General features: G+C 56.6%; 11 protein-coding genes. 5 read left to right on the forward strand and 6 right to left on the reverse strand.

Annotation, left to right across the window (positions count from 1 at the left end; translation table 11 throughout):
- Nucleotides 1–18 precede the first annotated feature (18 nt).
- The 3 genes from ACP0GE_RS20295 to gluQRS all read left to right on the forward strand — a co-directional run bounded on the left by ACP0GE_RS20295 (nt 19) and on the right by gluQRS (nt 3,279).
- The gene (locus tag ACP0GE_RS20295) at nt 19–831 is read left to right on the forward strand and encodes an enoyl-CoA hydratase (RefSeq protein WP_424833693.1); all 813 of its coding nucleotides are present in this window, start codon (nt 19–21) and stop codon (nt 829–831) included.
- 250 nt (nt 832–1,081) lie between these two features.
- Complete coding sequence (gene trmFO, locus ACP0GE_RS20300; RefSeq protein WP_424833694.1) at nt 1,082–2,437, forward strand: methylenetetrahydrofolate--tRNA-(uracil(54)-C(5))-methyltransferase (FADH(2)-oxidizing) TrmFO; 1,356 nt, start codon at nt 1,082–1,084, stop codon at nt 2,435–2,437.
- Nucleotides 2,434–3,279, forward strand: coding sequence for a tRNA glutamyl-Q(34) synthetase GluQRS (gene gluQRS, locus ACP0GE_RS20305; RefSeq protein WP_424833879.1), 846 nt, complete (start codon nt 2,434–2,436; stop codon nt 3,277–3,279). Before trmFO ends, gluQRS begins: the two co-directional genes overlap by 4 nt.
- 57 nt (nt 3,280–3,336) lie before the next feature.
- Here the strand turns inward: gluQRS and hisI are convergent, their stop codons facing one another.
- Nucleotides 3,337–3,726, reverse strand: a complete 390-nt coding sequence (hisI, locus tag ACP0GE_RS20310) for a phosphoribosyl-AMP cyclohydrolase (protein WP_424833695.1) — start codon at nt 3,724–3,726, stop codon at nt 3,337–3,339.
- 48 nt (nt 3,727–3,774) lie between these two features.
- Here hisI and ACP0GE_RS20315 point away from each other — a divergent pair, with 48 nt between their 5' ends.
- Both ACP0GE_RS20315 and ACP0GE_RS20320 read left to right on the forward strand, forming a co-directional pair.
- Nucleotides 3,775–4,227, forward strand: coding sequence for an iron-sulfur cluster assembly scaffold protein (locus ACP0GE_RS20315; RefSeq protein ID WP_424833696.1), 453 nt, complete (start codon nt 3,775–3,777; stop codon nt 4,225–4,227).
- A 59-nt stretch (nt 4,228–4,286) separates the two neighbouring features.
- The gene (locus ACP0GE_RS20320) at nt 4,287–4,925 is read left to right on the forward strand and encodes a MarC family protein (protein ID WP_424833697.1); all 639 of its coding nucleotides are present in this window, start codon (nt 4,287–4,289) and stop codon (nt 4,923–4,925) included.
- A gap of 183 nt (nt 4,926–5,108) precedes the next feature.
- Here ACP0GE_RS20320 and ACP0GE_RS20325 read toward each other — a convergent pair whose 3' ends face one another.
- The 5 genes from ACP0GE_RS20325 to ACP0GE_RS20345 all read right to left on the reverse strand — a co-directional run bounded on the left by ACP0GE_RS20325 (nt 5,109) and on the right by ACP0GE_RS20345 (nt 10,904).
- Entirely contained in the window at nt 5,109–5,261 is a 153-nt protein-coding gene (locus tag ACP0GE_RS20325; protein ID WP_424833698.1) for a hypothetical protein, read from the reverse strand.
- Nucleotides 5,262–5,343: 82 nt separating this feature from the next.
- Nucleotides 5,344–7,434 (reverse strand): ATP-dependent DNA helicase RecG, encoded by a 2,091-nt coding sequence (recG, locus tag ACP0GE_RS20330; protein WP_424833699.1) that lies wholly within the window; start codon nt 7,432–7,434, stop codon nt 5,344–5,346.
- On the reverse strand, nt 7,431–9,683 hold the full coding sequence (ligA, locus tag ACP0GE_RS20335; RefSeq protein WP_424833700.1) for an NAD-dependent DNA ligase LigA: 2,253 nt from the start codon (nt 9,681–9,683) through the stop codon (nt 7,431–7,433). Before ligA ends, recG begins: the two co-directional genes overlap by 4 nt.
- A gap of 126 nt (nt 9,684–9,809) precedes the next feature.
- Entirely contained in the window at nt 9,810–10,526 is a 717-nt protein-coding gene (gene ctrA, locus ACP0GE_RS20340) for a response regulator transcription factor CtrA (protein ID WP_424833701.1), read from the reverse strand.
- Nucleotides 10,527–10,610: 84 nt separating this feature from the next.
- Nucleotides 10,611–10,904: a DUF1153 domain-containing protein gene (locus tag ACP0GE_RS20345; protein ID WP_424833702.1), complete on the reverse strand. Its 294-nt coding sequence runs from the start codon at nt 10,902–10,904 to the stop codon at nt 10,611–10,613.
- Between the last annotated feature and the right edge of the window lie 56 nt (nt 10,905–10,960).

A 10,960-nucleotide genomic window follows, 5' to 3' on the forward strand; every position in this document is an offset into this window, starting at 1 on the left:
TGTCGTGCCGCCCTACAGTTGGCCGACAGCCAGCAGGAGGGCAAGATGGCAATTCTGGAACGTAACGACACGGGCGCAATCGCGTTTCTTAAGATGAATGCCCCCGATCGCCTGAACGCCCTTAGCGATGAGATGCTGGCGGCCTTGCAGGCCGAATTGGATGCGCTACATCAGGACCACTCGATTCGGGTGGTTGTTCTGTCTGGCGCGGGCAAAGCTTTTTGTGCCGGGCATGACCTGAAACAGATGACACAGGGCCGACAGGCAGATGACGGCGGCAAGGCTTATTTTCAGGATTTGTTCGACCGCTGCGCACGCATGATGATGTCCATCCAGTCCCTGCCCCAGCCCGTTATCGCTCAAACCCACGGAATTGCCACGGCCGCTGGCTGCCAGTTGGTTGCGACCTGCGATCTGGCCATCGCGGCGGAAGGCACACGGTTTGGGGTGAACGGAGTCAATATCGGCCTGTTCTGCTCGACTCCTATGGTTGCGCTCAGCCGCAACATACCTCGCAAGCAGGCATTTGAGATGCTGACAACCGGAGATTTTATTTCAGCGGAACGCGCGGCTGAACTGGGTTTGGTGAATCGTGTTGTCCCGGCTGCGTCACTTGAGCAAGAGTCGATTGCTTTGGCCGAACAGTTGGCGGGTAAACTAGGCGCCGCCGTCAAAATTGGGAAACAGGCATTCTATCAGCAGCTACAAATGCCGCTGGAACAGGCCTATTCCTACACTGCGGACGTAATGGCGCAGAATATGCTCTATCCGGATACAGAAGAAGGAATCTCGGCCTTTATCGAGAAAAGATCGCCAAATTGGCATCAGTAAGGCAATTATTTTACAAAACTTTATCGACTGTTCGCATTTTTGCCCTTCCCAAAAGGGCGACACTGTGGCAATGCTGGGACAAGGCTGAGGCCTAAATAGTGCTTTTGGGTCGCCGTGGGCGGAAGGTCCCTCCAAGCTGGTTTCTCTCACCGGCGTTGACATTCCCGCGGCGGCGACCCCAAGACTTCCCTTAAAATAAGCTCTGAATCGCGCGTTGCGTATGTCTGTGCGGTGCCCTATGTGGCTGCTTATGACACAGAGATTGCATATCGTTGGTGGCGGCATGGCCGGGTCCGAGGCCGCCTGGCAAGCCGCAGAGATGGGTGTGGATGTTGTGATCCACGAAATGCGACCCAAAGTAGGCACTTTTGCGCATCAAACCGGCAACCTGGCCGAGATGGTGTGTTCGAACTCCTTCCGTTCGGACGACGATGAACAAAACGCGGTCGGGTTGCTGCATTGGGAAATGCGGGCTGCCAACGGGCTGATCATGTCCACAGCGGATATCCATCGCCTGCCCGCAGGCGGTGCGTTGGCTGTGGATCGTGAACCGTTTGCCGAAACTGTGACAGCAAAACTTCAGGCCCATCCGCGCGTGTCTGTGACCGCCGAAGAAGTTACTTCCCTGCCCGACGAAGGTCAGTGGATCTTTGCAACTGGCCCATTGACCTCGCCTGATCTGGGTTCCGCCATACGGTCTGAAACCGGAGCCGAAGCCCTGGCCTTTTTCGATGCAATCGCCCCGATCGTCTATGCCGACAGCATCGATATGAGCCAGGCCTGGATGCAATCTAGGTACGACAAAGGCGAGACCGAAGAAGAACGCACGGCCTATCTGAACTGTCCGATGGATCGTGACCAATACGAGGCTTTCATCGATGCGCTGCTGGCCGCCGACAAGACCGAGTTTCATGAAGGTGAAACAGCCGGTTATTTCGACGGTTGCCTGCCTATTGAAGTGATGGCCGAACGCGGGCGCGAAACCCTGCGCCATGGGCCGATGAAACCGGTCGGCCTGACCAACCCGCATGAACCCGAGACAAAGCCCTATGCCGTGGTTCAATTGCGCCGCGACAACGCCCTGGGCACATTATTCAATATCGTTGGCTTCCAGACCAAGATGAAATACGGCGCGCAAACGGATGTTTTTCGTATGATTCCCGGGCTTGAAAATGCCAGCTTTGCACGGTTGGGCGGTATCCATCGCAATACCTTTATCAACTCTCCAACTCTTCTGGACGCCCAGATGCGCCTGAAATCCCGGCCGAACATCCGGTTCGCCGGGCAGATCACGGGGGTCGAGGGGTATGTTGAAAGCGCTGCCATGGGCCTTTTATCCGGACGTCTGGCCGCAGCCGAGATTCTCGGCCACCCCCTGCCCGAAGTTCCTCAGGATAGTGCAATGGGGGCCCTGATCCATCACATTACCGGCGGAGCTGAGGCCAAAACGTTTCAGCCGGTGAATGTGAATTTCGGCCTGTTCCGCCCCGTGGAAGGCCTCAAAGGCGGGCGAAGAGGTCGGAAGGACCGGTACAAGGCTTACACGGATCGCGCCAAAACCGCATGGACAGATTGGCTTGCGCATTGCGCACTGGTCGCAACGTGACATTCATCACCCGCTTCGCCCCATCTCCAACCGGCCCGTTGCATCTTGGCCATGCCTATTCGGCCCTTCTGGCCCAAGACATGGCATCAGCCAATAGCGGAGAGTTTCTGCTTCGGATTGAAGATATCGACCAATCCAGATCACGAACTCGCTGGGAAAACCAAATCTATGATGATCTCGGTTGGCTGGGCCTGACATGGCCGCACCCGGTCATGCGTCAATCGGATCGCTTGCAAAGGTACAGGGACGTTCTGCAAACCTTAATCAACAAGGGCCTTGTTTATCCCTGTCGATGTAACCGCGCAGATATCGAACTCGCTGCAGGCGCTCCCCAGGAAGGTGTGCCGCAATTCGGGCCGGACGGGCGTATTTACCCCGGCACGTGCCGCCAACGTTCCATGACCGAGGCAGGGTCGGATGATGTATTGCGGTTGAACATGAAAAAGGCCGTGGAACAGGTTGATATTCTGACGTTTCGGGAAACCGGCGCCACCAATTCCGGCGACCATTTTGTTGATCCGGATGACCTGATCCGTTTGGTGGGCGACATAATTCTCGTGCGCCGCGACATGGGCAGTTCCTATCATCTGTCAGTCGTTATCGACGACGCCGACCAAAAAATCTCACATGTTGTTCGTGGAGAAGACCTGTTGGAAGCCACACAGATTCACGTTCTGCTGCAAGCGCTTCTGGGACTGCCAACGCCGGTTTATCACCACCATAATCTAATCCGCGACGACACCGGCAAGCGCCTTGCCAAACGCGATGATGCTCGTTCCATTGCCAAATACAGGGCCGAGGGCGCCTCGGCCCAGGATATTAGAGCGATGGTCGGACTTTAGCCGCCTCTTCATCTTTTCAGAAATACTCTCGCCGAAGGCGAAATTCCGCACAAACCGTCACTTCATCGGGGACATTAACTCAATCTCGGTCCCTTCGCGCACTGCAGTATAGAAACAGGTACGCCTGTTGGTGTGGCACGCTGCCCCTGTCTGGCGCACCAAAACCAGAAGGCAATCTCGGTCGCAATCTATGCGGAAGTCCACCAGCTCCTGTACGTGACCCGAGCTTTCGCCCTTAACCCAGAACGACTGGCGCGAGCGGGACCAATAGGTGACACGCCCCGTGTCCAGTGTCCGCTCTATCGCCTCGGCGTTCATCCAGGCCACCATCAAAACCTCGCCCGTTCCCTCGTCCTGAGCGATGGCAGGCACCAGCCCTGCTTCGTTATATTTTAACGTCGACGGATCGAACGTGACGGTGTTTGACATGGTAAAAACCTTTTGCATCCCCCAGCCCGACCACTATGTATGGGGAACGACCAAAAAGGGGAAGCCATGTCTGGCGAAACTGACCTGATCAAGTTGTATTCCGGGCGCATTCTTGCCCTGGCAACAGATATTCCACATCTGGATCGGTTGGACTCTCCTGATGCCACCGTAAAAAAACGCGCGCCGCTGTGCGGGTCCACAGTTACGGTGGATATCAAGGTGCAGGATGGTCGAATTTCGGAGTTTGGGCAGGATGTCAAAGCCTGCGCGCTGGGTCAGGCCTCGGCCTCGGTTGTGGGCGGGGCCGTCATCGGCGCAACGCGCGTGCAGGTAGAAACTGCGCGAGACCAACTGTCGGCCATGCTGAAAAAGGACGGCCCTGCCCCGGACGCACCTTTTGATGGGCTTGAGGTCCTGATGCCCGCGCGCGACTACAAGAACCGTCACGCCTCGATCCTGCTGGCTTTGGAAGCCACCTCGGAAGCGATGAAGCAGGCCGAACAGGCGAATTGCGCATAAGGTTGGTGTTTTTCGGTAAAGCCGTCTAGTCTCGCCCTCAATTTCGAGGGAGGGGTGGTTTGAATAATTTGCTCGAGCATTTCGTCACGCTGTGGGTCGTTATCGACCCCATCGGGACCATCCCCGTTTTCATCGCAGTAACCGCAAGCATAGAAGCCGGAGCGCGCCGCAAAACGGCTTTTCTGGCTGCGTTAGTCAGCGCCGGTATCCTGCTGTTTTTCCTGGTTTTCGGGCAGCTTCTGATTGAGGCATTGGATATCGGCCTTAACTCATTTCAGGTCGCAGGCGGGATCATCCTGTTCCTGTTTGCCCTGACGATGATCTTTGGCGAAAGCAAGCAGGACATCGAACAACGGCAGGCCGAGGAAGACCTTGAGGACAAGATGCACAAGACCAACCCGGCGATTTTCCCGCTGGCGGTGCCCTCTCTTGCGTCGCCGGGTGCCATGCTGGCGATCGTTATCCTGACAGACAACAACCGCTACAGCGCAACGGATCAGGGTATAACGGCGCTGGTGATGCTGTCAGTCATCGCAATTGCATTTGTCTTAATGCTGCTGGCCGAGCCGATCATTCGCTGGATTGGTCATTCCGGCGCGGCGATCATCAGCCGAATTATGGGCATGATCCTGGCCTCGGTTGCCGTTAATTCCGTATTGTCGGCGATGCTTGAGATTTTCAAAACCGGTCAGTTGTAAAAAAACCGCCGCACCTTCCGGGCGGAAAGGGCGGCGGCAGGTTGTGCGTGTCTCGTGTGGGATCCGGTTTTCCGCGTGGGGCCGAGGCTGGCCCCTTCAAGGGATTGGGACAGGCAGGTCACCCTTGATTCAGATGGGGAAACAAGCGCGGGGTAAACGGCACGAGATCGCAGGCAGAAACAGTCAGAAGCCCATAGGCAGGTGAAGGGCAACCATCAGCATCACCACCAAGGACACGACACCAGCTACATCCTGCAAAAGCGTGGCTTGCGAGCGGCTGAAAGCGGTCTTGATCTGGGTCAGCATAGTGTCACCTCCGGTCAGAGCTTTAATCATTTGTTGACCTTTTGTTCTCACATTTTTCCGAGTCAGTAAAGAACTTTTTGAGAACATTTGTGAACTAATCGGGATTTTTACGCTAACCCACTGAAATCAAACGGATCGCCTGATCCTGTTTCATCAACCACAAAAGAACACGCGCCGCCTGCCCTCGGTCCGAGTTCAATTTCGGGTCACCCGACAACAATGCCCGTGCATCGGTTTGCGCCACCGCCATCAGCCCGGCCTGCCGCTCCAGATCCGCTATGCGGAACCGGGGCAATCCGGATTGCGCCGTCCCGATCAGATCACCGGCACCGCGCATCTGTAAATCGGTTTCGGCGATGCGGAAACCGTCCTCAGTCTCACGCAGAACCTCCAGACGCTTGCGCCCGCCATCACTCAGCGGTGCCTGATACATCAGCAGGCATGTCGAGGCATCCTCACCGCGCCCCACGCGACCTCTGAGCTGGTGCAATTGCGCAAGGCCAAAGATTTCGGCCCGTTCAATCACCATGATTGTCGCGTTAGGTACGTTGACCCCGACCTCAATCACTGTTGTGGCGACAAGAACCTTGGTTTGACCGGATTGAAAGGCCGCCATCGCCGCATCTTTTTCAGCGGGTGGCATCTGACCATGGACCAGACCGACCGCGTCATCCCCCAACAATGCGCGCAGACGCTTGAACCGTTCTTCTGCCGCAGTCAGGTCTGACACCTCGGATTCATCGACCAAAGGACAGACCCAATAGCATTGCTTGCCGTCCTCGATGGCACTGCGCAGGTGGGCCACAACCTCATCCATGCGTTGCGTACTGACTATCGCCGTCTTAATCGGTTTCCGGCCCGGCGGCTTTTCATCCAGCACCGAGATATCCATGTCGCCATATTGCGCAAGCGCCAGGCTGCGCGGGATGGGGGTAGCGGTCATGACCAGGACGTCCGCGCCCTGCCCTTTTTCGGACAATTCCATTCGTTGCCGCACACCAAACCGATGCTGTTCGTCAACAATCGCCAACCGAAGGTCGTGAAACTCAACATCGCTTTGGAACACCGCATGCGTGCCGACCAGTATATGTATGTCACCCCGTTTCAGCGCTTCCACCTTGGCCCGTCGCTCTGACCCTTTGTCGCGCCCGGTCAGTATTTCCAGCACGACACCCGCCTCCTCTGCCAGAGGGCGCAGCCCTTCAAGATGCTGACGGGCCAGAATTTCGGTCGGGGCCATCATGACCCCCTGACCACCGGCCTCGACAGCGATCAACAAGGCAAGGAAGCCGACCAGCGTCTTGCCCGCACCCACATCCCCCTGCAACAGCCGGTTCATGCGCGCCTCGGATGACATATCCGCTGAAATTTCCTCGATGGCGCGCGTCTGTGCCCCGGTTGGACGATAGGACAGACTGCCCAGAACTTTGGACTGCAACTGGCCAGAGCCGATACTGACGATCCCGCGTGCTTTGCGCTCGCGCTGACGTGCCAGCGCCAGTGTCAGCTGGTGCGCAAACAGCTCATCATAGGCCAAGCGTTCCCGTGCTGGCGCAAAGGGCGCGACGTCATCCGCGCCCTTAGGATGGTGTGCTGCCTGCATGGCCGAGCGCCAATCGGGCCAGTTCTGTCGAGCGACCTGCGTCGGATCGGCCCACTCCGCCAATTCTGGCGCGCGGGTCAAAGCGCTTTGCGCCGCCTTATAGGCGATTTTTTGTGAAACACCCTGCGTCAGATGGTACACGGGTTCAAATTCCGGCAAACCAGCGGCTTCTTCGGGCGGCACGATGTGATCCGGATGCACCATCTGCGCCATGCCATCAAACAGCTCCAGCTTGCCTGACACCACCCGGCGCGCACCCTGCGGCAGGATTTTCTTCAGATAGTCGCCGCGCGCATGGAAAAACACGAGCTGGAAATCGGTCTGGCTGTCCTCAACATGGATGCGATAGGCGCCGCCGCGATTTCGGGCCGGGCGATGCGTTCCCACTGTCACCTCAACTGTCACGATCGAGGGCAGGTCAGCCCCCTGAACGGTCTCTCGGCGTCGCCTGTCCACCACGGCATAAGGTAGCGCATACAACACGTCCCGAGGCGACTCGATCCCCAACTGAGCCATATGTTGCGCGGTTTTGGGGCCAACACCGTCCAGCGTTTCCAACCCCGCAAACAGCGGGAACAGTTTCTCGGGGCGGCCGCTCATGCATCCCCGATCAGCTGCAACCAGCCGTCTTCATCCAGGGTTTCAATGCCCAAATCCGCTGCTTTTTTGGCTTTCGACCCGGCCCCGGGCCCCGCAACCAGCAGATCCGTCTTCTGACTGACCGAGCCGGAGACCTTCGCGCCCAATGCCTCGGCGCGCGCCTTTGCCTCGGCCCGGGTCATTTTTTCCAGTGTTCCGGTGAAGACCACCGTTTTACCGGCAACAGGGCTGTCAGTTGCAGGGGCATCGGGCGCAATGATTGTCAGGTGGCTGCGCAGCTCATTGAAGGCATCCCGTTCATCCGTATTGGCAAAAGCATCAGACAACGAGAGCCCCAGCGTCGCTCCGATCCCATCGATCCCTGTCAGATCTGACCATGCCGCCGCTGCATCTGCCGGTACGTCCAGCTTTGCCATGGCCAAGTCCCGCGCCTCTTTAACGCGCGCGCGTCGACTTTCTGAGGTCGCGGCGATCCGTTCCGCTTCTTCCGCCTCATCCGCAGCCCGATATGCCAACGCGGCAAGCCGCGCGGAATCAATCGCTTGGGCCATGGTGTCCCAGTCTCGGTAGAACAAAGCCAGATCGCGGGCGCCAACTTCGCCAACATGCCGAATACCCAGCGCAAACAGCAGACGCGCAAAAGGAATCGTCCGTTTTTCCTCAATCGCAGCAAACAGGTTCCCGGCAGAGGTTTCACCCCAACCATCCCGATTTTTCAGACGGGAAAGATTTTCTGAATCCCGCTGTTGCAACGTGAAAATATCTGCCGGAGCATTTATCGGCAGCACGGGATCATCGTAGAACATCTCGATCTGTTTGGCCCCCAGCCCTTCGATATCGAAGGCCTTGCGGGACACGAAATGTTTCAATTTCTCAACGGCTTGCGCCGGGCATATCAACCCGCCAGTGCAACGGCGCACGGCATCACCGTCTTCGCGGATCGCATCACTTCCGCATTCGGGGCATTTGGTCGGAAACGAAAATGGCTGCGCGTCGGCAGGCCGTTTTGCAAGATCGACATCCGAGATCTTGGGAATCACATCACCAGCCCGGTAGACCTGCACCCAATCACCAACGCGGATATCCTTTCCATCTCGGATTGTTCCGCCTTTGGCGTCACGACCGGCAATGTAGTCTTCGTTATGCAGGGTCGCGTTCGACACCACCACCCCGCCAACGGTGACGGGGTGCAACCGCGCCACAGGGCTAAGCGCACCGGTCCGCCCCACTTGAATGTCAATCGCCTCAAGCCGGGTCCAGGCAAGCTCTGCCGGAAACTTATGCGCGATTGCCCAACGAGGCGTGGTCGAACGAAAACCCAACCGCCCTTGGAGCGCCAGATCGTTGACCTTGTAGACCACGCCATCAATGTCATAGCCCAGCGTCGCCCTTTGTGCCTCGATCTCGCGGTAGTGCTTTAGCATCTGCCCTGTGTCGTTACACAAGCGGGTCAGTTCATTGACTTGGAAGCCGAAGGATTTCAACCGGTCAATCGCACCCATTTGTGTGTCGGCCAAGGGTTCAGACAATTCCCCCCAAGCATATGCAAAAAACCTTAACGGTCGGGACCGGGTGATTGATGCATCCAACTGCCGCAGCGATCCCGCCGCAGCATTTCTGGGATTGGCGAAGGTTTTCCCGCCCTTGGATGCCTGACGTTCATTAAGATCATCGAAATCCGCGTGGGACATGTAGATTTCGCCACGCACTTCCAACACATCCGGTGCATCCTCAATCTGATGAGGGATATCCGAGACAGTCATGGCATTGGTTGTTACGTTTTCACCGACCTCACCGTCGCCACGTGTGGCCGCCTGAATCAGTTGGCCCTTCTCGTACCGCAGAGACAGCGACAGGCCATCAATCTTTGGTTCGGCGGTAAAGGCCAGCTTGTCTTTGTCTGTCAGCCCTAAGTACTTCCTAATCGACCTGTCAAAATCCGAGACATCCGCATCGTCAAAGGCATTTCCCAACGACATCATGCGAACGGCATGCGTGACCTTCGAAAACCCGTCTGCTGCGCGCGCGCCAACCTGATCGCTTGGGCTGTCGTCACGTTTCAGGTGTGGAAACCGCTCTTCAATCTCGACATTGCGCCGTTTCAACGCATCGTAGTCAGCATCCGAAATTTCCGGCGCATCTTCTGCATGGTAAAGCTGATTGGCACGGGCGATCTCTGCCGCCAACCGCGCCAATTCTGACCGCGCCGCCTGTTCAGTCAATTCCGATACCGGAGTGGATTCGCTCATGGCCTCGCCCTGTCACGTCTACTTGGACCCCAGTGATAGGGCGAGGCCATGGCCAGGTCCAGTGTTGTGCTGAGCCGTGAGTGATGGTGCCGCCCTGGACCAGCAACGGCAGTCATTTAATGAAAGTCAGGCGCCGACCGCCATCCGGGTTTCGTCAACACCGCTGGCCTGAGGGTCGCGCAGCACGTATCCCCTGCCCCAAACCGTTTCAATGTAGTTCTGGCCACCCGTCGCATTGCTGAGCTTTTTGCGTAGCTTGCAAATGAAAACGTCGATGATCTTCAACTCTGGTTCATCCATGCCGCCATAAAGGTGGTTAAGGAACATCTCTTTGGTCAGAGTTGTGCCCTTGCGGAGGCTCAAAAGCTCCAGCATCTGATATTCCTTGCCAGTCAGATGCACGGTCTTGCCTTCAACCTCGACCGTCTTGGCATCCAGGTTAACCGCAACACGGCCTGTGTTGATGATTGACTGCGAATGCCCTTTGGAGCGTCTGATGATCGCGTGAATACGAGCCACCAGTTCCTCTCGGTAGAAGGGCTTGGTCAGGTAGTCATCCGCCCCAAACCCGAACCCTTTGATTTTGCTTTCCGTATCGTCAGCGCCTGACAGGATCAGGATTGGTGTCTCAACCCGTGCAATTCGAAGCTGGCGCAGAACCTCATGTCCGTTCATGTCGGGCAGGTTCAGATCCAACAGGATCAGATCGTAATCATAGAGCTTTGCCAGATCGATGCCTTCTTCGCCCAGATCCGTCGCATACACGTTCAGGTTTGCATGAGTCAGCATCAATTCGATGCTTTTGGATGTTGTCGGATCATCCTCGACAAGAAGTATGCGCATTTAACTGCTCCAATTCAGTTCAATTTTTCCAATTAAAATCGAGCCTGAACAAAAATGGTTAATCTGACGTTACCGTTGAATCATTTATTCACTTTCCCTCTTAGGTTGTCGATATTTTTTTAGCGTAGTCGCCTTCAAAGCATCGACCCCATGTTCGGCGACCATGGAAACCCAGCTAGTGAATTCCTCATCACTGATCCCGTATTGCTTTTTCGCCTCAGACAGGGTGATCAGCCCGTAAAGCACCCCGCGCACCACCAGAATCTTGCGCGAAGCAACCCATCTGCGTGTATCCGCCGGAGGTAAGTCCGCACGTGTCAGAATTGACCCATCCGGCAAGGTAATCGACCTTGGCCCTTCCACTTTGTGCAAATACATCGTTCTACCCTTTTCTTGCTGCATCAAAGCTGGCACCAGCCTACTTAATGCTGCGT

This window comes from Ruegeria sp. (genome assembly GCF_965243365.1).
Taxonomy (GTDB): Bacteria; Pseudomonadota; Alphaproteobacteria; order Rhodobacterales; family Rhodobacteraceae; genus Ruegeria.